Source organism: Burkholderia sp. KL41 (genome assembly GCF_057005415.2).
Map to the genome: position 1 here is coordinate 2,064,428 of NZ_CM174446.1, position 26,104 is coordinate 2,090,531.

General features: G+C 66.5%; 30 protein-coding genes. 10 read left to right on the forward strand and 20 right to left on the reverse strand.

Going from position 1 to position 26,104, the window contains the following annotated elements; genetic code table 11:
• Nucleotides 1-275 precede the first annotated feature (275 nt).
• From PQB87_RS09600 to PQB87_RS09620, 5 genes are all read right to left on the reverse strand, one after another.
• On the reverse strand, nt 276-1,466 hold the full coding sequence (locus tag PQB87_RS09600; protein ID WP_489241566.1) for a tetratricopeptide repeat protein: 1,191 nt from the start codon (nt 1,464-1,466) through the stop codon (nt 276-278).
• Nucleotides 1,467-1,482: 16 nt separating this feature from the next.
• Nucleotides 1,483-1,914 carry an ExbD/TolR family protein gene (locus tag PQB87_RS09605; RefSeq protein WP_048022780.1) on the reverse strand — a complete coding sequence of 144 codons (432 nt, stop codon included), beginning with the start codon at nt 1,912-1,914 and terminating at the stop codon, nt 1,483-1,485.
• Between the two features lie 225 nt (nt 1,915-2,139).
• Entirely contained in the window at nt 2,140-2,562 is a 423-nt protein-coding gene (locus PQB87_RS09610) for an ExbD/TolR family protein (RefSeq protein ID WP_021160935.1), read from the reverse strand.
• Between the two features lie 20 nt (nt 2,563-2,582).
• Nucleotides 2,583-3,500, reverse strand: coding sequence for a MotA/TolQ/ExbB proton channel family protein (locus PQB87_RS09615; RefSeq protein WP_048022781.1), 918 nt, complete (start codon nt 3,498-3,500; stop codon nt 2,583-2,585).
• An 86-nt stretch (nt 3,501-3,586) separates the two neighbouring features.
• Nucleotides 3,587-4,285, reverse strand: coding sequence for an energy transducer TonB (locus PQB87_RS09620; protein WP_027787329.1), 699 nt, complete (start codon nt 4,283-4,285; stop codon nt 3,587-3,589).
• Nucleotides 4,286-4,407: 122 nt separating this feature from the next.
• Between PQB87_RS09620 and PQB87_RS09625 the strand changes: the two genes are divergently transcribed.
• Nucleotides 4,408-4,647 (forward strand): hypothetical protein, encoded by a 240-nt coding sequence (locus tag PQB87_RS09625; RefSeq protein ID WP_175832033.1) that lies wholly within the window; start codon nt 4,408-4,410, stop codon nt 4,645-4,647.
• A 473-nt stretch (nt 4,648-5,120) separates the two neighbouring features.
• Here PQB87_RS09625 and PQB87_RS09630 read toward each other — a convergent pair whose 3' ends face one another.
• Together PQB87_RS09630 and PQB87_RS09635 are read right to left on the reverse strand one after the other, a co-directional pair.
• The gene (locus tag PQB87_RS09630) at nt 5,121-5,606 is read right to left on the reverse strand and encodes an aminoacyl-tRNA deacylase (RefSeq protein ID WP_027787328.1); all 486 of its coding nucleotides are present in this window, start codon (nt 5,604-5,606) and stop codon (nt 5,121-5,123) included.
• Between the two features lie 100 nt (nt 5,607-5,706).
• Nucleotides 5,707-6,705, reverse strand: coding sequence for a cysteine synthase A (locus PQB87_RS09635; RefSeq protein ID WP_059588433.1), 999 nt, complete (start codon nt 6,703-6,705; stop codon nt 5,707-5,709).
• A 138-nt stretch (nt 6,706-6,843) separates the two neighbouring features.
• Here PQB87_RS09635 and PQB87_RS09640 point away from each other — a divergent pair, with 138 nt between their 5' ends.
• Complete coding sequence (locus PQB87_RS09640) at nt 6,844-7,332, forward strand: adenosine-specific kinase (RefSeq protein ID WP_124475735.1); 489 nt, start codon at nt 6,844-6,846, stop codon at nt 7,330-7,332.
• Nucleotides 7,333-7,652: 320 nt separating this feature from the next.
• Nucleotides 7,653-7,940, forward strand: coding sequence for a YciI-like protein (locus PQB87_RS09645; protein ID WP_021160928.1), 288 nt, complete (start codon nt 7,653-7,655; stop codon nt 7,938-7,940).
• 13 nt (nt 7,941-7,953) lie between these two features.
• Here PQB87_RS09645 and corA read toward each other — a convergent pair whose 3' ends face one another.
• Nucleotides 7,954-8,931: a magnesium/cobalt transporter CorA gene (corA, locus tag PQB87_RS09650; protein ID WP_021160927.1), complete on the reverse strand. Its 978-nt coding sequence runs from the start codon at nt 8,929-8,931 to the stop codon at nt 7,954-7,956.
• A 155-nt stretch (nt 8,932-9,086) separates the two neighbouring features.
• Between corA and cydX the strand changes: the two genes are divergently transcribed.
• Nucleotides 9,087-9,233, forward strand: a complete 147-nt coding sequence (gene cydX / locus PQB87_RS09655) for a cytochrome bd-I oxidase subunit CydX (protein WP_063803114.1) — start codon at nt 9,087-9,089, stop codon at nt 9,231-9,233.
• Nucleotides 9,230-9,847, forward strand: a complete 618-nt coding sequence (locus PQB87_RS09660) for a P-loop nucleotide/nucleoside kinase family protein (protein ID WP_489241572.1) — start codon at nt 9,230-9,232, stop codon at nt 9,845-9,847. Before cydX ends, PQB87_RS09660 begins: the two co-directional genes overlap by 4 nt.
• A gap of 94 nt (nt 9,848-9,941) precedes the next feature.
• Here the strand turns inward: PQB87_RS09660 and PQB87_RS09665 are convergent, their stop codons facing one another.
• The gene (locus PQB87_RS09665) at nt 9,942-11,042 is read right to left on the reverse strand and encodes a saccharopine dehydrogenase family protein (RefSeq protein ID WP_011352168.1); all 1,101 of its coding nucleotides are present in this window, start codon (nt 11,040-11,042) and stop codon (nt 9,942-9,944) included.
• 326 nt (nt 11,043-11,368) lie between these two features.
• The gene (locus PQB87_RS09670; protein ID WP_489241574.1) at nt 11,369-11,551 is read right to left on the reverse strand and encodes a hypothetical protein; all 183 of its coding nucleotides are present in this window, start codon (nt 11,549-11,551) and stop codon (nt 11,369-11,371) included.
• A gap of 66 nt (nt 11,552-11,617) precedes the next feature.
• Between PQB87_RS09670 and PQB87_RS09675 the strand changes: the two genes are divergently transcribed.
• Nucleotides 11,618-12,190, forward strand: a complete 573-nt coding sequence (locus tag PQB87_RS09675) for a hypothetical protein (protein ID WP_489241576.1) — start codon at nt 11,618-11,620, stop codon at nt 12,188-12,190.
• 3 nt (nt 12,191-12,193) lie between these two features.
• On the opposite strand, the gene PQB87_RS09680 is transcribed toward PQB87_RS09675, so the two are convergent.
• Complete coding sequence (locus tag PQB87_RS09680) at nt 12,194-12,658, reverse strand: Lrp/AsnC family transcriptional regulator (protein WP_006481526.1); 465 nt, start codon at nt 12,656-12,658, stop codon at nt 12,194-12,196.
• Nucleotides 12,659-12,913: 255 nt separating this feature from the next.
• Between PQB87_RS09680 and PQB87_RS09685 the strand changes: the two genes are divergently transcribed.
• Together PQB87_RS09685 and PQB87_RS09690 are read left to right on the forward strand one after the other, a co-directional pair.
• Nucleotides 12,914-13,465 (forward strand): Spy/CpxP family protein refolding chaperone, encoded by a 552-nt coding sequence (locus tag PQB87_RS09685; RefSeq protein WP_059688017.1) that lies wholly within the window; start codon nt 12,914-12,916, stop codon nt 13,463-13,465.
• 133 nt (nt 13,466-13,598) lie between these two features.
• Nucleotides 13,599-14,030 (forward strand): PGDYG domain-containing protein, encoded by a 432-nt coding sequence (locus PQB87_RS09690; protein ID WP_021160921.1) that lies wholly within the window; start codon nt 13,599-13,601, stop codon nt 14,028-14,030.
• A gap of 33 nt (nt 14,031-14,063) precedes the next feature.
• Here the strand turns inward: PQB87_RS09690 and PQB87_RS09695 are convergent, their stop codons facing one another.
• The 8 genes from PQB87_RS09695 to PQB87_RS09730 all read right to left on the reverse strand — a co-directional run bounded on the left by PQB87_RS09695 (nt 14,064) and on the right by PQB87_RS09730 (nt 22,252).
• The gene (locus tag PQB87_RS09695) at nt 14,064-14,426 is read right to left on the reverse strand and encodes a DUF3022 domain-containing protein (RefSeq protein ID WP_048022794.1); all 363 of its coding nucleotides are present in this window, start codon (nt 14,424-14,426) and stop codon (nt 14,064-14,066) included.
• Between the two features lie 13 nt (nt 14,427-14,439).
• Nucleotides 14,440-15,228, reverse strand: coding sequence for a YhfC family intramembrane metalloprotease (locus PQB87_RS09700; RefSeq protein ID WP_111939799.1), 789 nt, complete (start codon nt 15,226-15,228; stop codon nt 14,440-14,442).
• Nucleotides 15,229-15,282: 54 nt separating this feature from the next.
• Nucleotides 15,283-16,326 (reverse strand): LacI family DNA-binding transcriptional regulator, encoded by a 1,044-nt coding sequence (locus PQB87_RS09705; protein WP_021160918.1) that lies wholly within the window; start codon nt 16,324-16,326, stop codon nt 15,283-15,285.
• A 474-nt stretch (nt 16,327-16,800) separates the two neighbouring features.
• The gene (locus PQB87_RS09710) at nt 16,801-17,766 is read right to left on the reverse strand and encodes an NAD(P)-dependent oxidoreductase (protein WP_021160916.1); all 966 of its coding nucleotides are present in this window, start codon (nt 17,764-17,766) and stop codon (nt 16,801-16,803) included.
• Nucleotides 17,767-17,771: 5 nt separating this feature from the next.
• On the reverse strand, nt 17,772-19,052 hold the full coding sequence (locus tag PQB87_RS09715; protein WP_059688014.1) for an MFS transporter: 1,281 nt from the start codon (nt 19,050-19,052) through the stop codon (nt 17,772-17,774).
• Between the two features lie 347 nt (nt 19,053-19,399).
• Nucleotides 19,400-20,392, reverse strand: coding sequence for a sugar kinase (locus tag PQB87_RS09720; protein WP_060068441.1), 993 nt, complete (start codon nt 20,390-20,392; stop codon nt 19,400-19,402).
• Nucleotides 20,393-20,420: 28 nt separating this feature from the next.
• Entirely contained in the window at nt 20,421-21,185 is a 765-nt protein-coding gene (locus tag PQB87_RS09725) for an IolE/MocC family protein (protein ID WP_111939800.1), read from the reverse strand.
• Nucleotides 21,186-21,358: 173 nt separating this feature from the next.
• On the reverse strand, nt 21,359-22,252 hold the full coding sequence (locus PQB87_RS09730; RefSeq protein ID WP_301861667.1) for a LysR family transcriptional regulator: 894 nt from the start codon (nt 22,250-22,252) through the stop codon (nt 21,359-21,361).
• A 112-nt stretch (nt 22,253-22,364) separates the two neighbouring features.
• Here PQB87_RS09730 and PQB87_RS09735 point away from each other — a divergent pair, with 112 nt between their 5' ends.
• Both PQB87_RS09735 and PQB87_RS09740 read left to right on the forward strand, forming a co-directional pair.
• Complete coding sequence (locus PQB87_RS09735; protein ID WP_048022797.1) at nt 22,365-23,432, forward strand: YeiH family protein; 1,068 nt, start codon at nt 22,365-22,367, stop codon at nt 23,430-23,432.
• Nucleotides 23,433-23,535: 103 nt separating this feature from the next.
• Nucleotides 23,536-25,269 (forward strand): ClcB-like voltage-gated chloride channel protein, encoded by a 1,734-nt coding sequence (locus tag PQB87_RS09740; protein WP_220091926.1) that lies wholly within the window; start codon nt 23,536-23,538, stop codon nt 25,267-25,269.
• Between the two features lie 96 nt (nt 25,270-25,365).
• Here PQB87_RS09740 and PQB87_RS09745 read toward each other — a convergent pair whose 3' ends face one another.
• A complete protein-coding gene (locus tag PQB87_RS09745) occupies nt 25,366-25,986 on the reverse strand; it encodes a TetR/AcrR family transcriptional regulator (RefSeq protein WP_021160908.1) in 621 nt (206 codons plus the stop codon).
• Nucleotides 25,987-26,104 lie beyond the last annotated feature (118 nt).

The window sequence follows — 26,104 nt, forward strand, 5'->3', positions numbered from 1 at the left end:
CAAGCCTTGACCGATGCCGTGACGCAACCGGCCCGGCGCGATACCCGGCTGCACGCTGTCGCGGCGCGCAAGCCGCGCGTGGTGCGGCACGGCACCCGCATCGCGCAGTCGCGCCGATCCGGCACATTTCATTCGGTTTACTAATCAACAAGGCTGCCCCTTTTCCCTCGGCTGACCTGCCCTTCATGCGTCGGTGCCATTGCAGCGGCGCACCGATTTCCGCTCACCGACCACGCCTGCTCCCGCGCTGCGAGCCGTCGTGCCCTTGCGTTGCGTTAGCGGGATGCCACCGCTGTCCAGAGCCGTGCGAGGTCGGCGGAACCGTCGGTGCCCTTGACCGTGCGCAGCACCTGGACCGCCCGCGCCTTCTGACCGGCCACGTAATACGCCTCGCCGAGCCGCAGTCGCGCCGCGTCCGGATGCTCGAGCCCGCCCTTCGCGATCGCCTGCTCCATCATCGGCAAGCCCTGCTGCGCCTTGCCTGCGAAGACAAGGTTCATACCCGCGTCGATCGGCGCAGCCGGCGTCGCGGTGTCCCCGCCCGACTGCGCGCGCTTTGCCGCGAGCGCCTGCAGCCGCTTCTCGCGATCCGCCTGTGCGTCCTTGCCGAGTACGCCGGACGCGAACCCCTGGTCGATCACCTGCTTGCCTTCGGCGGGCGACCCTGCCACCAGCGCGAGCTGCGTCATCTCCATGTACGCGTCGGCTGTCGCGAGCGAGCCCGTGGCCCGGCGCAACCGGTAGATGTCGAGATCGAGCGACGGCAGATACCCCGGGTTGCCGCGAATCGCCGTGACCATTTCGTCCCAGTACGCGGGGCTCGGGTGGTAAGCCACCAGCAGCCCGAGCGCACCGCGATATGCGTTGCCGTCCTTCACTTTCTGCGCACAGCTCGCAAGCATCTGCAACTGCCCTTCATCCGGCGCGTGTCCGCCGTTCGCCTGCGCGTCGGTGCTCGCCTTCAACTGGCTCACGAGCGGTGTGCAATCGTTTGACAGGTAGTACGACTGCGTGAGCAGCGTGCGCATTTCCGGATCGGATCCGCCGGCCTTCAGGTAGCGCTGGGCGATCCGGATCGCCAGCGGGTAGTTCTTCTGCTGGAAGTAGATGCCGGCCAGCGCTGCCGTGGTCCGCTGCTCGTCCTCGCCCGACAGCCGCCCCGAGTTCAGCACGGCCTCGTAGGCCTGCGCGGCCGTGCCGGAATCGCCGGCCGCCATCGCGGCCGCGCCGCGCATCTCCTCCACCATGTAGGTTTCGTACGGCGTCCGGTTCGGCACGGCCGCCGCCTGGGCGATCTTGCCCAGTGCATCGCGATACTTGTGCGTCCGGTACAGGTCCTGTGCGGCCGCCAACGGTTTTGCCACGTCCGGCCGCAGCGCGTCCGCCGGCAATGCCGGGCGTCCGAGCAAGCCTGCCGCGCCGAGCGCCGCCACCGCCATCATCCGTTTCCATCGTCGCTGGTTCATCGGCTCGTCCGTGGCGTCATTGCATGAACTGTTCGTTACCGATCAGGCCGATCTTGGTCGCGCCCACGCGTTGCGCGGACGCGAGCACGGCGGCCACGTCCTTGTACGGCACCAGCTTGTTGGGGCGCAGGTGGATTTCCGCCTGCACGGGTTCCGCCGCCACCTGGGTCAGTTTCGCCTCGAGCGCCGTGCGGTCCGGCACCGGTGCGCCGTTCCACGTCGTCGTGCCGTCGAAGTCGATGTCGATCTGCACGATTTCCGGCGGCGTGGCCGGCGGCGGCGGGTTACCCACCGGCAGGTCCATCTTCACCGAATGCATCTGAATCGGGATCGTGATGATCAGCATGATCAGCAACACCAGCATCACGTCGATCAGCGGCGTGGTGTTGATATCGACCATCACTTCCGGTTCGGCATTGCTTCCGCCCGAAGGCACATTCATTCCCATCGTCGACTCCTGTCGATCAGCGTTAGTGCTTCAGCACTTACGCTGATCCCATGCTTCGCGGTCGACCAGCGTTAGTGCTTCAGCGCTTACGCTGGTCCCATGCTTCGTGGTCGATCAGCGTTGGTGCTTCAGCACTTACGCCGACCCCATGCCCCAAGGCCCACCTGCGTCAGTGCATCAACCCCTGCCGCCAGCCCGCCCTCTCACCAAGATTCCCGCCCACGACTAACCGCCGCGTGCGGGCGGCTCCGTAATGAACGACAGTTTCGCGATCCCCGCGCGCTCGCACATCGTGACCACCCGGCCGATGAACTCGTAACGCGTGTTCTGGTCGCCCCGCACGTGGACGCTCGGCTGCGGCTGCTGCTGCGACACGTCCTTCAGCTTCGCGAGCAGTGTCTGCGCATCCACCAGCTGTTCGCCCCAGAAGAAGTCGCCATCGCGGTTCACCGCGATCTCGATGCTCTTCGGCGTCGTCTGCAGCGGTTGCACCGTCTCCTTCGGCAACTGAAGCTGGATCGTGTGCGTCACGACCGGGATCGTGATCAGGAAGATGATCAGCAACACCAGCATCACGTCGACGAGCGGCGTCGTGTTGATGTTGGCGATCACCTCGTCGCTGTCGTCCTGCCCGACGTTCATGGCCATCGCGCGTCTCCGTCAGGCGGTCAGTTCGCAAGCGACGCCGCGGCCGGCGACGAGGACGCCGCGCGTACCGGTCGCCGATTGCCGGCCAGCAGCACCGTGTGCAGTTGCGCGCCGAAGTTGCGAACCCGCTCCATCACCGACTTGTTGCGCCGGACCAGGAAGTTGTAGCCGAGCACCGCGGGCACCGCGACGGCGAGGCCGATCGCGGTCATGATGAGCGCCTCGCCCACCGGGCCCGCGACCTTGTCGATCGACGCCTGGCCGGCGATGCCGATCGCGGTCAGCGCGTGATAAATCCCCCAGACCGTGCCGAACAGCCCGACGAACGGCGCCGTGGAGCCCACCGTGGCCAGGAATGCGAGCCCGTCCTGCATCCGGTTCGACACGTTCGTGATCGAGCGCTCGACCGATACGTCGATCCACGTGTTGCGGTCCACGGCTTCCAGCAGCGCATCTTCATGATGCTCGCCGGCCTCGATCGCCGTTTCGGCGATGAACCGGAACGGCGACGCCTCGTCGAGGAGCCTGGCGCCCTCGGCCAGCGACGGTGCGGACCAGAGCTGTGCATCTGCCAGTTTCGCGCGGCGGTTGGCGCGCAACTGTTCCAGGAACTTCGTGATCATGATGTACCAGCTCCCCATCGACATGATCACCAGCAGGATCAGCACGAAACGGGCGACGAAGTCGCCGTTCTTCCACAACGCGCCGAGCCCGTACGGGTTCTCGACCGCTTCCGTCGTGGCCGGCGCGGGCGGCGGAGCCGGTTCGGCGGCGGCCGGAGCCGTGGCCGGTGCGGCAGACGGCGCCGCCGCCTGTGCCGCCGTGCCGGCCGCGCCGCTTGCCTGCGCATGGGCGAGCTGCGGCGCAACGAACCCGTCGACTGCGACGACGGACATCAGGATGCTTGCCGCCAACGCGGCCAGTGAACGCTTCGTCATACCCCACTCCAGTTATTTCGGTGAACTTAATACGTCAGTTCGTGATGGTTTTTCCCGGCCCGGTTCGCGCCGGGCCGCCCACTGCATCAATTCAGATTGAACGAGAACGGCACCTGGACCCGCACCGACTGGCCCTGCGCGACGCACTTGAATCGTTTTACGGTGTTGTAGGCAGCGCGATCGAGGACCGGATCTGCCGACTGCGCCACGCGCTCGTTCGTGATGTTCCCTTCCGCATCCACGACGAATTCGATCGTCACGTCACCCGTGATGTTGTTTTCCTGCGCTTCCTTCGGATACTGGATCGACGCGCGAAGCGCATCCGAATTCGGACAGACGACACCCACGTCATGGCTGACGGGCTTGGCCGGCGCCGGGGGCGCCACAACCGGCGCCTGCACGGCCGGCGCGGAGGGTACCGGCGCCGACTGGTGCGTGATCGTCGCCTGCGGCGGCGCCTGCACCGGCACTTCCGGCGGCGGGACGAACGGCGGCGGCGGCGGCGCGAACTTCGGCGGCGGGAGTTTGACCACGGGCATCGGCGGTGGCGGCGGCGGCTTGACCGGCTCGATGATGCGGGTTTCGATCGGGTGCTGGATCACCTGCACGACTTTCGTCGCCAGGCCGTTGAGCAACGCGTAGATCAGCACCGCATGCAGCACCAGGACGATTCCGACGCCGCCGAACCGGCGTACCGGATTCTGTTGCTTCTTGCCGAACTCTCGCGGACGGCCCAGCGTAGCCAGCCCGCTGTTCGACGTAACCAGACTTTCTTCGACTTTCATGCCCACCATCCATCCCCCAAGCGATTCGCCCAGTTTCGGATTGCTGCCGGCGACGAAGCCAGGTCGGCATCGTCATCGCATCCACCCGAACATTTCATTTCAAATTCAATTTGCAATCCGAATTGAAAGAATTGCATTCGAATTCCAATACATTCTTTTTCAAGGAATCGTTCCGGCCGGCGCGGCCCGGTGTTGCACCGGAAAACCACGCGCCTGCACGTTCAGGCAATTGTCAGCTGAGCGGGCGGCGCCGCGCGTTTCGTATGACGATTCGCCGTTCGTTACACGGTGATGTCATTGGCGCCGTTCACTTGGGTGCAGAAGATAGCAAGGAAAAAATTTTGCCGTCAAACTTTATTTGATACCCGAATACAAAGTTTGGAGGGGATATTCAAATAATATTCCGGTAAGCACAAATACAACTTTTATTATTCAATTGGTAATTGAATTGTATGGGTATATGCAAAAACGGATATTGATCCGCTTCAACATAAATATCGGCATATCTCCTGCACCGCACCAAAAAAGGGCATTCGAACAATAATCTCGCGGATGTATCCCCCGCTTCGTCATCGCCCGCATGTCGACGGACATGCCGGTCGACCGCCTCGAACTGGCCGGGATCGTTTCCTCGAGGACGGCGTACCAGCGAGGCCGTACCCGAGGTACCCAAAACAGTTAATCTGGAATGCGACATAAATTCATGATTGGTCGTCGGACTAAAACACATCACCAAACACTTCGCACATCGAATTAACTATCCGGAGACCTGCCAACTGGCAGGACCTGCACCCCTGTCACACACGCACCGACAATTGCCCGTGCACCGCTGGCGTCAGGACTGCATGCCCTGCATCTTGTGCGAGAAATGCGCACGCTCGGCCGTCTCCATCAGCGTCAGGAATTCATCCTGCATCATGTGGATCAGCGCTTCGTGGTCGCCGGCTTCGAAATAGACTTCCGGCTGCTGTGCGAGACGCTCCTCGAGAAACGTCTTCATGCCGTACGCCATGCAGACCGGCGGCAGCGCACCCATGTCGCAATCCTTGAACAGCTCGCGCAGTTCGACCTCCCGGGCGAGCACGAGATGGCGTCCCGTCTTCACCCAGAGATCCGACAGGCGCACGGCGTGCGTGGTCGGCAATACGGCTGCGACGTAGCCTTCGTCGTCTTCGAGGAGCACGGTTTTCGCGAGGCGATCGCCGGGGATATGCGCGGCGGCGGCCGTCTCCATGCTCGTATGGCTATAGGGGTGGTACACCACTTCGTACCGCGATGACTTCTGGCGCAGGCAATCCTGCAGGGTGGCTGATACTGGCATGGCACACCTCGTCTGGGCGAATCGGGCGAACGGCGTTCGCTCCGGATTTGTTCAGCATAGGTCGCATTCGAGCCAATGGAAACGCCGCCTCCCCCTCTGCTCATTCGGGCTCCCGTTCCGGTTCCAACCCCGGTTCCAACCCTTTTTCGCGCAACCATTCGCGGTTGAAGAGCCGCGCCCGATAGATGTCGCCGCGATCGCACAGCAAAGTCACGATCGTATGCCCCGGGCCCATCCTGCGGGCCAGCCAGACCGCCGCCGCGACGTTGATTCCGCTCGATCCGCCGACGTACAGCCCTTCTTCGCGCAGCAGCCGGTAGACCATCGTCACGCACTGCGAATCGTCGATCCTCACGGCGTCGTCGATCGGTGCGCCGGCCAGATTCGCGGTGACCCGCGTCGAGCCGATGCCTTCGGTGATCGAACTGCCTTCGGCACCGAGGTCGCCCGTTTTCACGTAACCGTAGAGCCCGCTGCCGTGCGGATCGGCCAGCACGATCCGGACCTCCGGATTCTGCTCCTTCAGGTAGCGGCTCACGCCCGCCAGCGTGCCGCCCGTGCCGGTTGCGCAGACGAACGCATCGACCGTGCCCGCCGTATCGCGCCAGATTTCCGGTCCGGTCGTCTCGTAGTGCGCCTGCCGGTTGACGACGTTGTCGAACTGGTTGGCCCATACCGCGTTGTCGAGTTCGTCCGCGAGCCTCCCGGCAATCTTCTGATAGTTGTTCGGGTCGCGATACGGCGCCGCCGGCACCGGGCGCACGTCGGCGCCGAGCGTGCGCAGGATCGCCATCTTGTCCGGCGATTGCGTGTCGGGAATCACGATCACGCAGCGATAACCGCGCGCCGCGCAGATGTGCGCAAGACCGATGCCCGTGTTGCCCGCCGTGCCCTCGACGACGGTGCCGCCCGGCTTCAGCGCGCCGCGCTGCTCGGCGTCGCGAATGATGTAGAGCGCCGCGCGATCCTTCACCGAACCGCCCGGATTCATGAATTCCGCCTTGCCCAGGATTTCGCAGCCCGTTTCCGCGCTGAGCTTCGCCAGCCGGATCAACGGCGTGCGTCCCACGCAGTCGACGAAGCCGTGTCGCACGTCCATGTTGCCCTCCGTTGCATTCGCGCTCGCGCGCCCTACACAACCAAGGATAGGACGCGTCGCTTTCGACGCCAGCCGCCGCGTACTAAGCTTGGAGAGCCCATTGCGGCGCGCGCGCCGCATCGCCAGACGAGGTCCGCCATGCTGCAATTCGAAACCGTCACCGTCGACAAACCCGAGGCCGTGAACTTCATCCTCGGCCAGTCGCATTTCATCAAGTCCGTCGAGGACATCCACGAGACGCTGGTCGGCACCGTGCCGGGCATTCGTTTCGGGCTCGCGTTCTGCGAGGCATCGGGCAAGCGTCTCGTGCGCCGTTCCGGCACCGATGCGGAACTCGTCGAGCTCGCGTGCCGCAACGCCCTTGCGATCGGCGCCGGTCACGCGTTCATCGTGTTCCTCGGCGACGGTTTCTATCCGGTCAACGTGCTCAATGCGATCAAGGCCGTGCCGGAGGTCTGCCGGATCTACTGCGCGACCGCGAACCCGACCGACGTGATCGTCGCGGAAAGCGCGCAGGGACGCGGGATCGCCGGTGTCGTCGACGGCTTTCCGCCGCTCGGCGTCGAGAACGACGACGACGTGCGCTGGCGCAAGGATCTGCTGCGCACGATCGGATACAAGGCGTAGGCGCGGGCCGCCGGAGCGCCCACGGCGCATACATCGAGCTTCCGCAAGGGCCTGCCCTGCAGACGTGACCGCATCGTCGATGCGAACCGCGTCTCCCGGCCCTGCAAAGCAAGAAGAAAAAGCGGTGGGATCAAAGGCGCGACCGCGGTCGGGATTTCCGGTTGCGGAGTTGACTGACCGTTAGTTGCAATTCAGGGAACGGGATTACGCTCCCGGTGGGGACGCGCCGGCCACCCGGCTGTCCTATACTGGCCGCAACAGACTGACCGGCAGCCGCGCCGACACGACGACCGCGCCGCCGTCCCTTCCCGGAGCCACGCATGCATTACCAGCTGATCTACGAACTCGTCGACGATTACCTGTCGCGGCGCGAACCGTTCCGCGCCGAACATCTCGCGCTTGCACAGGCCGCGACCGAGCGCGGCGAACTCGTGCTCGCCGGCGCGCTGTCGGACCCGGCCGACCAGGCCGTGCTCGTGTTCGAGGGCGATTCGCCGGAGGCGGCCGAGTCGTTCGCGCGCGCCGATCCGTATGTGCAGAACGGCCTCGTGAAATCGTGGCGTGTGCGTCCGTGGCGCGTCGTGATCGGCAAGCACGCGCCGCGCTAGGCGCGACGCAGGACTACAGCCACCCTGCCCGCTTGAATCGCCACCACAGCGCGAAGTCGGCGACGACCATCACCGCGATGCAGCCGTAGAAACCGTATTTCAGGTGCAGTTCGGGCATGTTCGCGAAGTTCATCCCGTATATGCCGGCGATCATCGTCGGTATCGCGAACAGCGCGGCGAACGAACCGAGCCGCTTCGTCACTTCGTTCTCGGCCAGCGAGATCATCCCGAGGTTGACCTGGATCGCCGTGACGACCATCTCGCGGCGCCCTTCGATCGTCTTCACGATCCGCTGCAGATGGTCGTACACGTCGCGGAAATAAGCCGCCATCCCGCTGCAGACTTGCGGCACGCGTCCGCCGGTGAGTTTCGCGAGCGGCTCGATCAGCGGCGCCGTGTGCTGGTACAGCATCACGAGCCGGCGCTTCAGCGAATAGAGATCCTCGATGATCGCGCGCGACGACGCGGGCGTCGCCTTCGCGAAGATCCGATCCTCGAGTTCCTCGAGCTCGGTGCCGAGCGTTTCGAGGATCGGGAAATAGCGGTCGACGACCTGGTCCATCAGCGCGTAGAACACGAACGCCGAGCCTTCCCGCAGCAGATGCGGCTCGTGCTCGCAGCGCTTGCGAACGTCGCGGAAGTCCTGCTCGGTGTGGTTGCGGATCGACAGCACGTAGTTCGGGCCGACGAACACGTTCAGCTCGCCCACCTTGAATTCGCCGTCGCCATCGAGCTCGACCGTATGCAGCACCGCGAACAGCGAATCGCCGTACTCCTCGATCTTCGGCCGCTGGTGCCCCTTGCGGGCATCCTCGAGTGCGAGCTCGTGCAGCCCGAACTCCTCGCCCATCAGGTCGATTTCCTCGGGCGTCGGATCCTTCAGCGCGACCCACACGAAGCATTCGGGCTTCGACACGTAGTCGCTGATGGCGTCGATATCGATGTCGGCCAGCTTGCGGCCGTCCTGGTATGCAGCACAGTTGATCAGCATGGTGCCTCTGATGTTGCGGTTTGCGCATCAGTTTACCGGTTTGCTGCGCGGGCGGCCCGGCTTGCGCGGCACGACGATATTGGTCATGATCGGGCTGCGTGCGCCGCAGCACGCGCACCAGGACACTGCGGCCCAACCGTCAAGGAGACAGACCCATGTGGTATTTCTCGTGGATACTCGGCATCGGCGTGGCGCTCGGCTTCGGCATCATCAACGCGATGTGGCTCGAGGCGGAAGTGTTCTCGCGCGGCGACAAGCGCAACGGTGCGCCGAGCCCGCGGCCGGGAGGCAAGGTTTCGTGACGCACCTGGTGTTCTTCTGCGGTCACGCCGGCACCGGCAAGACCACGCTCGCGAAGCGGCTCATCGGGCCGCTGATGCGCGCGACCGGCGAGGCCTTCTGCCTGCTCGACAAGGACACGCTGTACGGCCGCTACAGCTCGGCCGCGATGGGTGCGCTCACCGAGGATCCGAACGACCGCGACAGCCCGCTCTACCTGAAGCACCTGCGCGATCCCGAATACCAGGGCCTGCTCGACACGGCCCGTGAAAACCTCACGCTGGGCATCGGCGCGCTCGTCGTCGGCCCGTTGTCGCGCGAAGTGCGCGATCGCCGCATTCTCGACCGCGCATGGCTCGGCATCGCCCCCGACGTCACGCTGACGGTCGTCTGGGTCTACACGTCGGAAGACGTCGCGCACCAGCGGATCGTCGCACGCGGCAACCCGAACGATGCCTACAAGCTCGCGCACTGGGACGAATACCGGCAGCGCCGCTTCGTGCCGACCGGCCACGAATGCGACGGCATCGTGATGTTCGACAACACCGCGCCCTCCGACGCCGACATCGATACGCTGCTGTACCGCATCGCGCCGCCTCCGCCCGCAGCGACGATCGTCCCGCCGCTGCCGGCCTGATCGCCCCGCCTTTTCGTTCCCGCAAAAAACAACGCCGGAAGCGCTGCTGCGCTCCCGGCGTCGTACGGCCCTCGTGCAGGAGGCTGGCGGACGGTCAGGCCACCGCGTGCACGCGCTCCATCGTGCCGCCTTCGTACAGCTTGCCGAAGCGGTTCGACAGGAACGCCTTCAGCGACACCTTTTCCTGCGGGATGAAACCGCTTTGCGGCAGCTTCTTCTCGCGGAACAGATCCAGCACCGCGCACATTGCGCCGGCCGTCGTGATCTGGATCGCGCTCATGTGCATCCCGCACACGTCCTTCGCGAAGATCTTGCGCGTGAACACGTCCTGCACCAGCTGGCCGTCCTTCACGCCCGTCACGGTGATGAACACCAGCACGACGTCCTGCTTCGTCGACGGCACCGCGCGGCGCATGATCGACTTCAGCGTGTCGCGATCGGTCGACAGGCGCAGGTCCTCGAGCAGGAACTGCACGAGATCGCGGTGGCCCGGGTAGCGCACCGACTTGTAGTCGAGCGTCTCGACCTTGCCCGACAGCGTTTCGCACAGCGTGCCGAGGCCGCCCGACGTGTTGAACGCTTCGTATTCGGTACCGTCGAGCGAGAAGTGCTCGAGGCCTTCGAGCGGCTGCACCCACTGCTTGCGGCCGTCGCGGATCGCTTCGCACGGCTGGCAGTATTCGTTGATCAGGCCGTCGACGCTCCACGTCAGGTTGTACTTCAGCGCGTTGGTCGGATACTCGGGCAAGGCACCGACGCGCATCTTCACGTCGCGCACTTCGCTGAAGCCGTTCACCAGTTCATGTGCGGCGAGACCGATGAAACCCGGTGCGAGGCCGCACTGCGGCATGAACGCACGGTCGGAGCCTTCGGCCAGCTCGCGGATCGCGTGGGTCGCGCGCACGTCTTCGGTCAGGTCGAAGTAGTGGACGCCGGCAGCCTTCGCGGCGGCGGCAACGTTGACCGCGAGGTAATAAGGCAGCGCATTGACGAGCGCATCGAAACCCTTCACTGCTTCGCGAATCGCGTTGGCGTCGGCCGAATCGACCCGTTGCGTCGCGATGCCTTCGCGCGACAGCTTCGCGAGCGCATCCGCGTCGCGGTCGAACGCGACGACTTCGTAGTCGCCCGTTTCACGCAGCATGTGAGCAATGGTGTGGCCGATCAGACCTGCGCCGACGATGGCGATTTTCATGCGCTTATCTCCTGATGATGGGTGTGATGTAGTGGACGGCGTTGAGCCATGAACACAGTTTAGGGACGCGCAAAATCAGTTCCAAGACGAAGAATGATGCGAAACGACCGATAATTTCGACGTTACGACGACACATTTCGTCGAAACGTCGAAACGAGGTTTTTTTCACCAGCTACGGGCCTGCGGTGACTGGCCAAAGTCTCGCGAGCCGGACTGCATGCCGACTACACGATTGCCGAGGAGGCATCGCATGCAGTCCCTGCCCGCCGAACGCATGCCGCACTGGCTGAACAAGGTGTCCGACGTCGCGCTGTCGCTCCGGATCGTCAAGGATCATGTCGACCACGGTCGGCGAAACCGGCGTGGACTTTCTCGCGGTCAACGTGGGGCTCGGCCGGATCGGCACGCATCGCGATGGCGTCGCAGCTCGCGATGGCGCCGTGAATGCAGTTGCGTACGCACTGCGAGGTGCCGTGGATCTGCCAGCCAACGGTGGTGCTGGTCAACATCGTCGGTACGAGGATCACCGGCCTGCTGATCGTCGGAGTGAACGTCAGCCTCCGAGCGAGCGCGCCGTGTTGGTCGTCGCGCTCGCGGCGATCTTCATCGTGCGGCATCGCATTGAACGCACGCTGTCGATCGACACGATCGTCACACCGCAATGCAAGCGGCTCTATCCGACCGCGATCCCGTGCACGTTCGCGTCCGGCACCGCCGCGGGCGATCTTGCAACCGAGACGATCGGGTTCGGCTTCACGTTCGGCGCGCTGTGCTTCGGTGAGTTGATCGCGACCGTGTTCGCGATGTGGCGGTTCGGCGTCAATGCGGTGCCGTCGTTCCGGATCGTGTACATGCTGACGCGCGCGTTCGTCGCGCCGGTCGGCGATCTGCTCTCGCAAGCGCGCAACGATGCCGCACCCGGTTTCGCAGCAGCATGGACGATCCCGCCGTTCCCGACCGCGATCGTGCGGCCCGTCGCGAACCGGCTGAGCGTCGACATCACGCTCGCCCGTGCAAACGAAGCGCAGTCGCGCGGGTGGGCACATCCCGGTGCGGATTCCGCTTGCGGGGGGCCTGGCACGACGCAGCCCGGCAGTCGGGCCGATACGGCAGCACAACAAGCGCGGCGCAACGAACGCCGCGCCTGAACGTCAGCCGCCGATCGTCCCGCGATCGATCTTGCGCGACAGGATGATCGACGTCGTCGTGCGCTCGACGCCTTCGAGCGTGCCGATCTGGTCGAGCAGGTCGTTGAGCCGTTCGGGAGAATCGGCGCGCAGCCATGCGACGTAGTCGTACTCGCCGCTCACCGCGCACAGCAGTTGCACCTCGGGCATCCGGTCGAGCTTGCGCAACACGTCCTTGCCGAACTTCGGCGTGAGGATGATGCCGACATACGCGTAAATGCTCGCGTCGAGCACGTCCTGCCCGAGCCGGACGCTGTAGCCGGCGATCACGTTGGTCCGTTCGAGCCGCGCGATGCGTGCGACGACCGTCGTGCGCGCGACGTCGAGCTGGCGCGCGAGATCCGCGACGCTGGCGCGCGCATCGGCCTGCAGCAGCGCGACGAGTTGCCGGTCGAGATCGTCGAGTTGGTCGAGGCGGGGTGGACGCATGAGGCTGGGCCGGGGCACGACGTGCCGGCAAAGTGGAAGGTGACGCGATGATAGCGCCGAACGCCGGCCTGCCCAAACGGCATCGCCCGGAACCGATTCGAACCTTTCAATTTCGATTCGTATCGGATGTAAGCAAGTGTCGCATTCACTGCTGCGCCGCACTCAACGTGCTACTAATAGCGGGCGACGCGAGATGCACGCTTGCGGCAATTGCCGCCGCGCCCGCTCGCCAGACACCACCCCGGAGAGCCAACCATGAAGAAAATTTCGCTCACCCTCGCTACGCTCGCCGTTGCAGCCAGCGCGTTCGCGCAAACCCCGGCGCAGCCGCAAGCGCCCGCTCAGGCCACGACGGCCGCAGCCGCGGCTTCGGCCCCGACCGCCGAGCAGCGCGAGGCGCGCCATGAAGCCCGCGTCGAGCAGCGCATCAAGTACCTGCACGACCAGCTGAAGATCACGTCGGCGCAGGAGCCGCAGTGGAAGACGTTCGCCGACACGATGCGCGGCAACGGCGACACGATGGGCCGCCTCTATCGTGAACGGATGGCCAGGCACGACGTCTCCGCACTCGACGACATGAAGCAGTATGCGGAACTGTCGCAAGCGAACGCGGACGGCGCGAAGAAGCTCGCCGACGCCTTCGCACCGCTCTACGAGAGTTTCCCGGCCGACCAGAAGGCACTGGCCGACACGACGTTCCGCAGCTGGCTGCACCACGGCGGCGAGCATCGTGGCAAGGGCAAGACGAAGGGCAAGGAAGGCAAGGCGGCAGCCGCGCCGGCCGCCAGCGCACCCGCGCAGCCCTGACGCCCGCCCTGCCGGCGCCGCCGGCACCGTATACGGCCCGTCCGGGCCGAACGGCACCGCTACAGGCGACCGGCACGTCACACGGCGCGCCGGATTCGGGATAAGCTCCCGGCTTTTCCCGCACTTCCCCGCCATGCTCGAACTCAAGCACATCGACCTGCGTACCGATCCGCAGGCCCGTCGCGTCGTCAAGGACGAAACCGTCGCCGTTTCCTTCGCGGACGCCGACGGCGAACTGATGAGCCTCGAAGGCCCGAACCGCTATGTGGCGGGCGACGCGCTGATCACGGGCTCCACCGGCGACCGCTGGGTCGTGTCGCGCGCGCGCTTCGACGCCAAATACCTGCCCGCCGATCCGGCACTCGCACACGGCGCGCCGGGCGCCTACCGGAACCGGCCGGCCGTCGTGCTCGCCCGCCGGATGGACGAGCCGTTCACGATCGCCCGCTCGGAAAACGGCGACACGCTGCGCGGCGTCGCCGGCGACTGGGTGATGCAATACGCGCCCGGCGACTACGGTGTCGTGCAGGCGCAGCGCTTCGCGCAGGTCTACCGCGACGCGTGACGCGGCGCGCCGGCATCGCGCCGGCGCGAACGATCACGCAAAGTCTTCGTCGAGCTCGAGTTCGGCGTCCCGCTCGACAGCCTCGCCGGCCGCGTGGCGCTCCTCGAGCGACCCGAGCATCGCTTCCGTATACGCATGCAGCACCGCATGGCTGCGCGCGCGCTGCATCGGCTTGAGCGCCAGATAGCGCGCGAATGCCGCCGGCACGATGCGGATATCGAGCGTCATCCGCTTCGGCGTCGCGCCGAAACGCATCGCGAGCCAGTGCACGGACAGGAACCGCCCGCGCGCGTCGCTGCTTTCGGCGAACCGCGTCTGCTCCGGAAAGAGATCGCAGATCACGCGTGCGAGCGCGTCGAATTCCGCGCTCTGGCATTCGATCAGATAGTCGTCCATCCCGTCTCTCCCGTCAGGCTGCCGATTGCGACGGCCGGCACGTCTTCACCAGCACGACGACCAGAAGCGCGGCCAGCACGAAATACGCGGCCTCGACCCAGCCGGCCGGCAGCACGCGCACCTGATACAGCAGCGCCGGCGCGGCTGCCAGCGCATGCAGCACGATCGCGAGCGGCAACACGCCCGCGCGGCCGGCGCGCACGCCGCGCCAGACCAGCACCGACAGCGCAAGCTGCAGCACGAACGCCGCGCAGCGCTCGAGCAGCAACAGCAGGATCGACTGTGCCGACAGCGTCGCGAGCATCACGTGCAGCCGCACGACGGTATCGCCCGGCAGGTCGGCGAGCTGGGTCTCGAGCTGGCCGCGGCTCGCGAGCCACGCGAGATACGACCACTGGCCCCACACGAGTACGCCGACGAACCACGCTTCGGCGCCGCCGTGGCCGATCCCGTAGCCGATTCCGCGGCTGTCGCCGGCCGACGCGCCGTAGCGGCGGTTCAGGAAACGCATCCCGAGATAACGACCGACTTCCTCGAACACGGCGGTCGCAAGCGCGCTGTACGCGACGAACGCGAGCGGCTGCGTGAGCCAGCCGTCGGGCGGCGTCTGGCTCAGCACGAGCCCGTGGAATGCGCGTTCGACGATCATCGCGAACAGCGTGAAGACGGCCACGCCGACGATCGTGTCGCGGCGGTTCAGCGCAAGCGGCTTGCGCAGGATACGGAAGAGGACGAGCGGCAGGAGCGCGATGATCAGCGTGGCGGCGATCAGCACCGCCAGCGTGACGGGGGCGACAGTCATGTATTTCCTTGTTCGGGGCAGCGCACCTGACGCGCTGCGTGCCCCGAATGATACTCAGCTTGCGGTCGACGCGCGCACAACCAGCTCGCCGGGCAACAGCGAGACGCGTACGTCGCCCGCTGCGCCGTCGATCCGTTCGTGCACGAATTCGACGGCCTTGTAGCCGATTTCGTAGGTCGGCTGCCGGATCGTCGTGATGCCGATCAGCTCGGCCCATTCCGGATCGTCGATCGACAGCAGCGCCGCCTTCTGTTGCCACGCGGCGCCGAAACGCGCGCGCAGGTGGCGCGCGATCGCGAGCGCGACCGGCGCGTTCGCGGCGAACAGCGCCGCGCGCACGCCGCGCCGTGCCGCGTCGTCGATGCGGGCATCGATGTCGGCGAGCGCCGTCGCGGTCGCATCGGGCTCGTTCAGGTCGAGCACGACGGTCGACGGCACCGTCAGCCCGCGCGCGCCCAGTGCCGCGCGGAATGCGGCCTCGCGCAGGCGCCGCGAGCTGACGCGCTCGAACGGCTGCACGACGAAATGGATCGCGTCGAAACCGTGTTCGACCAGGTGCGCGAGTGCCGTCTCGATCGCGTCGGCGTTGTCGAGGCCGATCAGGTCGGCCTCGAAGCCCTCGACGGTCCGGTCGACGAGCACGGCCGGGATGCCGGCCCCGCGCAGCGGGCGCAGCACGTCCTCATCGGCGCCGAGCGCGTTGACGATCAGCCCTTCGACGCGGTAGGTCGTGAGCAGCTGCAGGAAGCGGCGCTCCATCTCGACTTCGTTCGCCGCGTGACAGATCAGCGGCATGTAGCCGAGCGCCTGGCAGGCAGCCTCGACGCCTTGCAGCACTTCGACAGTATAGGGATTGGTCAGGTCGGCTGCGAGCATGCCGAGCAGCCGGTTGCGGCCGCGCTTGAGCCCGCGCGCCATCTGGTTCGGCCGGTAGTTGAGCCGCGCGATTGCCGCTTCGATCCGCTGGCGCAGGTCGGTGGACAGCACGTGCGTCTCGCCGTTCAGGTAGCGCGACACGCTGGTTTTGCCGGTGCCGGCTTCGCGCGCGACATCGCTGATCGTCGCCGGACGCGTTGTGGTTGGTTGCGAATCGGTCACTATCGTGCCTCGCGACGTTCGATCCGCGCCGCTTCGTGAGCAGACGGATCTTTGTTGTTGGAAACGTAAGCCACCCGGTGGAATCTCCTGTCGATCCGCGTTAGCGCTTCAGCGCTTACGCGGATCCCATGCTTCGCGGTCGATCAGCGTCCGCCCTTCACCGCTTACGCGGATCCCATGCTTCGCGGTCGATCCGCGTTCGCCCTTCACCGCTTGCGCGGATCCCATGCTTCGCGGTCGATCTGCGCCGGCGCGTCGGCACCCGCCCCGGTCACGTGCACAGGCAGTCGGCCGCACCGGACCTGGCGCGGATACCCGTCGCGAGACGCCGCCGGCAGCGCTGCCGTGCCGTCGATACGACGCGCGGGGATCATAACGCAGCCAGCCCTCCGGCACCAAGACCATCGACTCTAACGAAGGCGCCCGTCCGCCGGGCGGGCACCTGCTCGTGGCCGGCCCGTTACCCGCCGCGGCTCAGGCGCGCGCGAGCGCATCCGGATTGACGAGATTCGTGCGCAGCGTGCCGGCCAGCGCGCCGACCAGGTTTTCCGCGGCGCAGCGCGCCATCGCGTGGCGCGTCTCGTGCGTCGCCGAGCCGATATGCGGCAGCGCGACGACATTCTTCATCTGCAGCAGCGGCGAATCCGCGGCCAGCGGTTCCTTCTCGAACACGTCGAGCCCCGCACCGCGGATCGTACCCGCGCGCAGCGCATCGATCAGCGCGGCTTCGTCGACCACCGGCCCACGCGATGCGTTGATCAGGATCGCGCCGCGCTTCATCTTCGCGAATTCGGCCGCGCCGATCAGGTGGTGCGTTTCGGGCGACAGCGGCACCTGCAGGCACACGAAATCCGCTTGCGCGAGCAGTTCGTCGAGCGTCACGCGCCGTGCGCCGTACTGCGTTTCGGCTTCCGCATGCGCGGACCGGTTCGCGTACAGCACCTGCATCCGGAAGCCGAGCGCCGCGCGGCGCGCGACCGCGCCGCCGATCCGCCCGAGCCCGACGATGCCGAGCGTCTTGCCCTGCACGTCGGTACCGTACAGGTCGGGGCCGATGCTGCGATGCCAGTGGCCTGCCTTCACCCACTCGGCCAGCTCGACCACCCGTCGCGCGGACGCGAGGATCAGCGAGAACACCGTATCGGCGGTCGATTCGGTCAGCACGTCCGGCGTATGCGCGAGCACGATCCCGCGCCGCGTGAGATCCGCGACGTCGAAGTTGTCGTAGCCGACCGAGATCGTCGACCACGCCTTCAGCCGCGGTGCGCGGTCGAGCATGTCCGGCGTGACCTTCAGGCTCGCGCCGATCGCGCCGTCCGCGTCGCCGAGCGCATCGGCGAGGGCTGCGGCACCGTCGGCCTGCACGACGTCCGCATGCTCGCGCAGGTACGCGAGGACGTCATCGGGCAGCGGCTTGTACGCGACGATACGGGGTTTCATCTGATTCATTTTCCTTGCAGCGGCGCCGCGAGCGGATGCGTATCGGGCGCCTGGGGTTTGACGGACAGCGTGAGGATCACCGCGGCGACGAGCGCGGCGCTCATGAACGCGTACGACGCGACGGGCGAGCCGGTCGCACCGTTCAGGTAGCCGACGAAGTACGAGCCGACGAACGAGCCGAGCGCGCCCATGCTGTTGATCAGCGCCATCGCGCCGCCGGCGACGTTCCTCGGCAGCAGTTCCGGGACGATCGCGAAGAACGGGCCGTACGGCGCGTACATGGCGGCGCCCGCCACGACCAGCAGCGCATACGAGATCCAGAAATGCGACGAGCCGAGTGCGTACGATGCGGCGAACGCGGCCGCGCCGATCAGCAGGAACGGCCACACGAAGCCACGGCGCGAACCGACCTTGTCGGACGCCCACGACGCGGCGAGCATCGCGATCGTCGCGGCGAGATACGGCAGCGCGGACAGCCAGCCGGTCGCGACCATCCCGAGGTCGGAGCCGTTCTTGACGATCGACGGCAGCCACAGCACGAAGCCGTACACGCCGATGCTCCAGCAGAAATACTGTGCGCACAGCTTGATCACGGCCGGCGAGCGGAATGCCTCGCCATAGTTGCGCACGGGCTTGATCGCCGCCTGCTCGGCCGCGAGCGCGGCGTCGAGGTCGCGTTTTTCCTGTGCGTTGAGCCACGGCGAATCGGCCGGCTTGTCCTGCACGAGGAACCACCAGCACACGGCCCAGAGGACGGCCGGCACGCCTTCGGCGATGAACATGTGGCGCCAGCCGAATTCGTGCACGAGATAGCCCGAGACGATCGACATCCACAGCACGGTGACCGGGTTGCCGAGGATCAGGAACGTGTTCGCGCGCGAGCGTTCGTTCTTCGTGAACCAGTTGCTGATGTAGATCAGCATCGCCGGCATCACGGCCGCCTCGACGACGCCGAGCACGAAGCGGATCGCCATCAGCGACGGGATGTTGCTGACGACGCCCGTGAGCGCTGCGCAGGCGCCCCACAGGATGAGGCTGACGAACACGAGCTTCTTCACGCTGCGGCGTTCCGCATAGATTGCGCCGGGGATCTGGAAGAAGAAGTAGCCGAGGAAGAACAGCGCGCCGATCAGCGACGACAGGCCCTTGCTGATCCCGAGGTCCTGGTTGATGCCGGCTGCGGCGGCGAACCCGTAGTTCGCGCGGTCGAGGTAGGCGAGGCTGTAGGTGATGAAGACGATCGGCATGATCGTCCACCAGCGGCGGGCAGCGAGTGTATTGGCCATCAGAATGTCTCCTGTGTCGATCAGAGTTAGCGCTTTAGCGCTTACTCTGATCCCATGCTTCGCGGTCGACCAGAGTTAGCGCTTTAGCGCTTACTCTGATCCCATGCTTCGCGGTCGACCAGAGTTAGTGCTTTAGCACTTACTCTGGTCCCATGCTTCGCGGTCGATCAGAGTTAGTGCTTTAGCGCTTACTCTGGTCCCATGCTTCGCGGTCGATCAGAGTTCGCGCTCCAGCACCTACTCCGATCCCATGCTTCGCGATCGACCAGAGTTAGTGCTTTAACGCTTACTCCGATCCCATACATGCACGACTAAATGAGTCCGCGGATTGTGCCGTGTCCGGCCTCTCATTGCGCGGTGAAGGTTTCCTCTAAGCGATCGGCGTGATTGGTGACGTTTTCGAATCGATCGAGCGCGGCACGGGTCGGCAGCCCTTCCGAGTCGCCGATCACCTGGATCGCGAGCGCACCGATGCGGTTGCCGCGCGCCACGGCCTGTTCGATCGTCTTCCCTTCCAGCAGCGCGCTGACCACGCCGACCGCGAAGCCGTCACCGGCGCCGACCGTGTCGACGACGTTCCGCACACGCTCGCCCGCCACCGTTCCGTCACGGCCGTCAGCCGTCCGGTAATACGCACCTTCGGCACCGAGCTTGATCACCACACCGCGCGCGCCTTGCGCGAGATAGAAGCCCGCGATATCGGCCGGCGTGTCGTGCCCGGTCAGTTGCCGCCCCTCGGCGATGCCCGGCAGCACCCAGTCGGCGAGCGACGCGAGCGCGTTCAGCGTCTTCGCCATCACGTCGGCGGACGGCCACAGCGTCGGGCGCAGGTTCGGGTCGAACGAGATCGTCTTGCCGGCCGCGCGCATTTCGCGCGCCAGCTTGAACGCGAGCTCGCACGACGTCGCGGAGATCGCCGGCGCCACGCCCGTCAGGTGCAGGTGGCGCGCGCCGAGCACGTAGTCGGACACGTAGTCGTCGCACGACAGGTGGCTCGCGGCCGAGCCCTTGCGGAAATACTCGACGGTCGGGTCGCTGCCGTCGTCGTTGCGCGACTTGAGCTGAAAGCCGGTCGGGTAGCGCGGATCGACGGTCACGCACGATGCGTCGATGCCCTCGCGCGCCAGCGTGTCGAGCACGTAGCCGCCGAACGAATCGCGGCCGACGCGGCTCATCCAGCCGACCCGGAAGCCGAGCCGCGACAGGCCGATCGCGACGTTCAGGTCGGCGCCCGCGATCCGCTTCGCGAATTGCGTCGCATGCGCGAGATGACCGGGCTCGGTCGCGACGAACATCGCCATCGCTTCGCCGTAGGTCACGACATCGAGTGCTGCTTTCATGAATGAACTCTCCAGGATCCTTCCGCCGTCACGCGGTTGCGAGCCACGCGACACGCCGGCACGCATCGCCCGCCAGGTCGGCCGCGTCGAACGGAAACTCGATGCCGCGCGGCGCCTGCTGCGGCAGCGCCGCGAGCACGCCGGTCACGAGCGGGTCGTTCGGCGCCGGCGCGGCGGCGAAACGGCGCGCGCCCTCGCCCTCGACGGCCTTGCAGTGAATGTATTCCACATGGGACGCGAGCACTTGCGCGCAATCAAGCGGCGCCTCGCCGGGCCACTGCCAGTTGCCGATGTCGAACGTCATCCCGAGCGCATCGGGCATGCCCGCGGCGGCCAATGCATCGAACAGCCCGCGGAACTGCGCGAGCGCGCCGCCGACCGGAAGCTGGCCGTTCTCGACCACCACGCGGGCCTTCGCGTCGCGCGACAGCGCGACGATGTCGGCCGCGTGCGCGTCGCCGGCGAAGCCGCCGAGCTGGAATTTCACGAAGCGCGCGCCGAGCGCGTCGGCTTCCGCGAGCGCGCCGCGCAATGCGTCCGCATCGAGCGCGCCCGTTTCCGTGTACAGGTTGGCCGGCGTCGAATAGACCGACCACAGCCCGTGGCCGGCCAGCAGCGCACCCAGCGCGGCGAGCGCGCCGGGCGCGGCGTCCGCTTCCGACGCGAACAGTTCGCGCCGCACCTCGAAACCGGTCGCACCCGATGCCGCCGCGGTCGCGACGAATGCGCTGTGGCCCTCCTGACGCACGCGGTCCACCCCGAATGCGCTCGCCACGATCACGATGTCTGTCATTCTGCCCTCTTTTCCCCGGAATGGAACCGGTTCCATTTGCTTGAGACGGATGGTGCGCTTCGCCTCGAACCCACGCCATAGAGGAAATCCCTAAGTTGGGGCATGGCGCGGACGCACGCTCCGACGGCACGCATCACGCATGCCCGGGCCGGCTTCGGCCGTTCAGCCGAGGCTCAGCCGATATCGTGCGCGAGGCTCATTTCGAGGAATTGTGCGGCGACCCGCGACGGCGCGCCGCCGTGCGGCACGAGGATGGAGAAATGACGCGTGAGCGGCGCGGGCGCGAGCGAGCGCAGGACGAGCGCGGCATCGTCGTGACGCAGCGACATCGCGGACACGAATCCGACGCCCATCCCGGCACGCACGGCTTCCTTCACGGCCTCGACACCCGCGATCTCGAATGCGACCCGCATCGGCGCCGCGCCTTGCGCGAACGCGCGCTCGACGAGTTGCCGCACGGCGGAGCCCGCCTCGCGCAGGACGAGCGGATGGGCCGCCAGCGCGTCGAGCGTGACGCCCGGCGCGTATTCGGGCGCGGCCAGCGGATGCCCGGTCGGCACGATCGCCACGATCTCGTCCTCGCGCCACGCGTGCACCGCGGTGCCCGGCGGCAGCGCCTCGCCGGGCGGCCCTTCGATCATCGCGATGTCGAGCGACGGCAGCGCCGCGACCACGTCGGCCGTGTTGCCGCTCATCGTATGGATCGCCACGCGCGGGGCGCGCGGCTGGAACGCCGAGATCAGGTAAGGCAGCAGGTAGCTCGCGGGTGTCGTGCTCGCGCCGATGCGCAGCGTGCCGGCTTCCAGGCCGCGCACCGCGTCGCGAAACGCGCGCGCCTGCGCGAACGTGTCGCGCTGTGCTTTCGCGTACTGCGCGAGCTGTTCGCCGACCGGGGTCAGGCGGATGCCGCGGCCTTCGCGCTGGTACAGCGGCTCGCCGAATTCGTCCTGCAGCAGCCGCAACTGGCCCGACACGGCCGGCTGCGACAGATGCAGCGCCACGGCGGCGTGGCTGATGTTCAGGTGTTCGGCGACGGCGGCGAACGTTATCAGTTGATCCGGGGTCATGGGGATAAATTATCGGCTTTCCGGATAGTTTACGTCACAAATCACAATTTTTCATATCGATATAACGAAATTAGGATTACAGCATCGCAACACGCTCCATCACGGTGCTTCCATGTCCACTGCCCCGACTCCCCATCTCAACCATGCCGCGCCGTCGATGCGCGGCCAGTTGAACGGCGTGCTGTTCGTCGCGCTGTTCGCCGCCGCCGTCACGAGCCTGTCCCAGCTTCCCGCGATCGCGGGGCTCGGCCTGTCGCCGCTGATCGTCGGCATCGTCGCCGGTGCGCTGTACGGCAACGCGCTGCGCGACGGCATGCCGGCCAGCTGGGCGGCCGGCGTCAATTTCTCCGCGCGCAAGCTGCTGCGCATCGCGGTCGCGTTCTTCGGGTTGCGCGTGAGCCTGCAGGAAATCGCGCAGGTCGGGCTGCCGGGCCTGACGGTGTCGGTCCTCGTCGTCGTCAGCACGCTCGCGATCGGCACCTGGGCGGGCATGAAGCTGATGAAGCTCGACCGCGATTCCGCGCTGCTGACCGCCGCCGGCAGCGCGATCTGCGGCGCGGCCGCCGTGCTCGCGTTCGAGTCGACGCTGCAGTCGAAGCCGCACCAGAGCGCGATGGCCGTGGGCAGCGTCGTGCTGTTCGGCACGCTGTCGATGTTCCTGTACCCAATCGCCTATCACGCCGGTCTGCTGAATCTCGACCCGGCCGGCCTGGGCCTGTTCTTCGGCGGCACGATCCACGAGGTCGCGCAGGTGGTCGGCGCGGCGAGCGACATCAGCCCGCAGGTCGCGCACATCGCGACGATCGTCAAGATGACGCGCGTGATGCTGCTGGTGCCGGTGCTGCTGGTGCTCGGCTGGTGGCTCGCCCGCTCGGCCCGCGCCACCGCCGGCGGCGCGCAAGGCAAGCGCAAGGTTGCCGTGCCCTGGTTCGCGCTCGGGTTCCTCGGCTTCGTGATCGTCAACTCGCTGAACGTGCTGCCGACGGACGTCACGCACACGCTGAACGTGCTCGACACCTTCGCGCTGACGATGGCCATGACCGCGCTCGGCATCGAAACCCGCGTGGCGCAGATCCGCGCGGCCGGCCCGCGCGCGCTGATGACCGGCCTGATCCTGTACGTGTGGCTGATCGCCGGCGGCTACGGGATCACCTGGGCCGTGCAGCACTGGCTTGGCTGAGTTGCCCGCCCGTGACACGTCGCGCGCCGCGCCCGCCGGGATGGTCCCGCGGGCGCGTCGCAGTGCTATGCTTCGCGTCGTTTTCCATCGCCCTCTTTCAGCCGTGCTCTCGTTCCTGCTGAAGCTGCGCACTCGCGCCCAAACGCTGTTCCGCCTGTCGGACGCCCATACGATGCTGATCTGGTCGGCCATCGTCGGCGTCGGCGGCGCCTTTGCCACGATGGCGTTCCGCGAAGGCATCGACCTGATGCAGCACCTGATCTCCGGGCAAAGCGGCAGCTTCGTGCAGATGGCGAAACGCCTGCCGTGGTACGTGCGGTTCTGGATGCCGGCCGCGGGCGGCTTCCTCGCCGGCTGCGTGCTGCTGCTCGCGACGCGCGGCGACAGGAAGGCGGGCAATACCGACTACATGGAATCGGTCGCGCTCGGCAACGGTGTCGTGCCGGTACGGCAGAGCCTGTGGCGCAGCGTGTCGTCGCTGCTGACGATCGGCAGCGGCGGCTCGATCGGCCGCGAAGGTCCGATGGTGCAGCTCGCGGCGCTCGCCGCGTCGCTCGTCGGCCGCTTCGCGCACTTCGACCCGCCGCGCCTGCGCCTGCTGGTCGCCTGCGGAGCGGCCGCCGGCATCACGTCCGCCTACAACGCGCCGATCGCCGGCGCATTCTTCGTGTCGGAAATCGTGCTCGGCACGATCGCGATGGAGAGCTTCGGCCCGATGGTCGTCGCGTCGGTCGTCGCGAACATCGTGATGCGCGAATTCGCCGGCTACCGGCCGCCGTACGAGATGCCGGTGTTTCCGGCCGTCACCGGCCCCGAGGTGCTGCTGTTCGTCGTGCTCGGCGCGCTGTGCGGCGTGCTCGCGCCGCAGTTCCTGCACCTGCTCGACGCGTCGAAGAACCATTTCAAGCGGCTGCCGGTGCCGCTGCCGGTGCGGCTCGCGCTCGGCGGCCTCGTGGTCGGCGTGATCTCGGTGTGGACGCCGGACGTATGGGGCAACGGCTATAGCGTCGTTAACCAGATCCTGCATTCGCCGTGGACCTGGCAGGCGCTGGTCGCGGTGCTCGTGTTCAAGGTCATCGCAACCTCGGCCACGGTCGGCTCGGGTGCGATCGGCGGCGTGTTCACGCCGACGCTGTTCGTCGGCGCGGTGTTCGGTTCGCTGTTCGGGCTCGCGATGGAAGCGCTGTGGCCCGGCCATACGTCGGCGTATTTCGCGTACGCGATCGTCGGGATGGGGGCGTTCATGGCGGGCGCCACGCAGGCGCCGCTGATGGCGATCCTGATGATCTTCGAGATGACGCTGAGTTATCAGGTCGTGTTGCCGCTGCTGGTGTCGTGCGTATTCGCGTATTTCGTCGCGCGCGCGACCGGCACGACGTCGATGTACGAAATCACGCAGCACCATTACCAGGACGCGCAGGAGAAGCTGCGGCTGCGCACCACGCAGATGCGCGAACTGATCCAGCCCGCGCAGACGGTCGTGCCGCTCACGGCGAGCGTCGCCGACATGACGCGCGTGTTTCTCGAATATCCGGTGAAGTACCTGTACGTCACCGACGATGCCGGGCGCTTTCGCGGCGCGGTCGCGCTGAAGGACATCACGTCGGACCTGCTCGACAAGCGCGACACGACCGACAAGACGGCCGCGCATTACGCGCACACGCCGTTTCCGCTCCTGACGCCCGACATGCCGCTCGCCACCGCGCTCGAACGCTTCATGGCGTTCCAGGGCGAACGCCTGCCGGTGATCGAAAGCGAAGCCGAGCCGACGCTCGCGGGCGTCGTCTACAAGACGTCGCTGCTCGACGCGTACCGGCGGATGACCGGCGAGCGCTGATTCGCACGACGCGATGAGGCGCGGCGCATGCCGCATGCTTCATCGCACCCCGCCTGTGCCGCGCATCGCACGCGGCACGACGAATCCGCTGCCGCGTCAGTCGGGCGCGCGCCCGAGCACGACACGCGCGAAGAACCCCGCGAGCACCGACTCGGCCACGTCGGCCGGCACGTGTTGCGGATCGGCCGCGTAATACGACTGCACGCCGTCGCACAGGCACATCAGCCCGAACGCGAGCGTCTCCGCCGGCAACAGCAGCGGCGTGCCGGAGCGCTCGGAGAAGCGCCGGATGAATTCGGCCATCTGCACGCGCTTGGCGTGCAGGAACTGGTTGAAGCGCACGCGGAACTTCGCGTCGCGCGCGGCCTGCAGCTTCGCCTCGCCCCACAGCAACGAGAATTCGTCGTCGGCGAACAGCGTGCGGTAATGCGCGAGCGTCATCGATTCCATCTGTTCGCGCGACCCGCCCTCGTCGAAGATCGCCTGGAAATCGGCCTGCACCAGCGCATGGTTGCGCTCCAGCAACTCCAGCAGGAGTTCCGACTTGCTGCGGAAATTCGAGTAGAACGCGCCGCGCGTATAGCCGGCCGCGGCCGCGATGTCCTCGACGCTCGCGGCCACAAAGCCTTTCTTCAGAAAAATGCGATGCGCGGCATTCAGCAGACGTTCGCGCGTCTGATCCCTGCTCTGCTCGCGGGTTAAGCGCTGTGGTTTCATGGCGCGCAGTCTAGCATCGATTCCCTTTCAAATTCATCTTTGCACTCAGATACAGGTGTGTATTAGAATTCGCCACAGTTTCTGAAAATGCTGTCCGCGCGCCTCTGTCGGCGCCGCT

Excerpts from the sequence above, each read along its gene's own strand:
- PQB87_RS09600 (WP_489241566.1), bottom strand. The coding sequence starts at position 1,466 with ATGAACCAGCGACGATGGAAACGGATGATGGCGGTGGCGGCGCTCGGC.
- PQB87_RS09605 (WP_048022780.1), bottom strand. The coding sequence starts at position 1,914 with ATGGGAATGAATGTGCCTTCGGGCGGAAGCAATGCCGAACCGGAAGTG.
- PQB87_RS09610 (WP_021160935.1), bottom strand. The coding sequence starts at position 2,562 with ATGGCCATGAACGTCGGGCAGGACGACAGCGACGAGGTGATCGCCAAC.
- PQB87_RS09615 (WP_048022781.1), bottom strand. The coding sequence starts at position 3,500 with ATGACGAAGCGTTCACTGGCCGCGTTGGCGGCAAGCATCCTGATGTCC.
- PQB87_RS09620 (WP_027787329.1), bottom strand. The coding sequence starts at position 4,285 with ATGAAAGTCGAAGAAAGTCTGGTTACGTCGAACAGCGGGCTGGCTACG.
- PQB87_RS09630 (WP_027787328.1), bottom strand. The coding sequence starts at position 5,606 with ATGCCAGTATCAGCCACCCTGCAGGATTGCCTGCGCCAGAAGTCATCG.
- PQB87_RS09635 (WP_059588433.1), bottom strand. The coding sequence starts at position 6,705 with ATGGACGTGCGACACGGCTTCGTCGACTGCGTGGGACGCACGCCGTTG.
- PQB87_RS09640 (WP_124475735.1), top strand. The coding sequence starts at position 6,844 with ATGCTGCAATTCGAAACCGTCACCGTCGACAAACCCGAGGCCGTGAAC.
- PQB87_RS09645 (WP_021160928.1), top strand. The coding sequence starts at position 7,653 with ATGCATTACCAGCTGATCTACGAACTCGTCGACGATTACCTGTCGCGG.
- corA (WP_021160927.1), bottom strand. The coding sequence starts at position 8,931 with ATGCTGATCAACTGTGCTGCATACCAGGACGGCCGCAAGCTGGCCGAC.
- cydX (WP_063803114.1), top strand. The coding sequence starts at position 9,087 with ATGTGGTATTTCTCGTGGATACTCGGCATCGGCGTGGCGCTCGGCTTC.
- PQB87_RS09665 (WP_011352168.1), bottom strand. The coding sequence starts at position 11,042 with ATGAAAATCGCCATCGTCGGCGCAGGTCTGATCGGCCACACCATTGCT.
- PQB87_RS09670 (WP_489241574.1), bottom strand. The coding sequence starts at position 11,551 with ATGTTGACCAGCACCACCGTTGGCTGGCAGATCCACGGCACCTCGCAG.
- PQB87_RS09680 (WP_006481526.1), bottom strand. The coding sequence starts at position 12,658 with ATGCGTCCACCCCGCCTCGACCAACTCGACGATCTCGACCGGCAACTC.
- PQB87_RS09685 (WP_059688017.1), top strand. The coding sequence starts at position 12,914 with ATGAAGAAAATTTCGCTCACCCTCGCTACGCTCGCCGTTGCAGCCAGC.
- PQB87_RS09690 (WP_021160921.1), top strand. The coding sequence starts at position 13,599 with ATGCTCGAACTCAAGCACATCGACCTGCGTACCGATCCGCAGGCCCGT.
- PQB87_RS09695 (WP_048022794.1), bottom strand. The coding sequence starts at position 14,426 with ATGGACGACTATCTGATCGAATGCCAGAGCGCGGAATTCGACGCGCTC.
- PQB87_RS09700 (WP_111939799.1), bottom strand. The coding sequence starts at position 15,228 with ATGACTGTCGCCCCCGTCACGCTGGCGGTGCTGATCGCCGCCACGCTG.
- PQB87_RS09710 (WP_021160916.1), bottom strand. The coding sequence starts at position 17,766 with ATGAAACCCCGTATCGTCGCGTACAAGCCGCTGCCCGATGACGTCCTC.
- PQB87_RS09715 (WP_059688014.1), bottom strand. The coding sequence starts at position 19,052 with ATGGCCAATACACTCGCTGCCCGCCGCTGGTGGACGATCATGCCGATC.
- PQB87_RS09720 (WP_060068441.1), bottom strand. The coding sequence starts at position 20,392 with ATGAAAGCAGCACTCGATGTCGTGACCTACGGCGAAGCGATGGCGATG.
- PQB87_RS09725 (WP_111939800.1), bottom strand. The coding sequence starts at position 21,185 with ATGACAGACATCGTGATCGTGGCGAGCGCATTCGGGGTGGACCGCGTG.
- PQB87_RS09730 (WP_301861667.1), bottom strand. The coding sequence starts at position 22,252 with ATGACCCCGGATCAACTGATAACGTTCGCCGCCGTCGCCGAACACCTG.
- PQB87_RS09735 (WP_048022797.1), top strand. The coding sequence starts at position 22,365 with ATGTCCACTGCCCCGACTCCCCATCTCAACCATGCCGCGCCGTCGATG.
- PQB87_RS09745 (WP_021160908.1), bottom strand. The coding sequence starts at position 25,986 with ATGAAACCACAGCGCTTAACCCGCGAGCAGAGCAGGGATCAGACGCGC.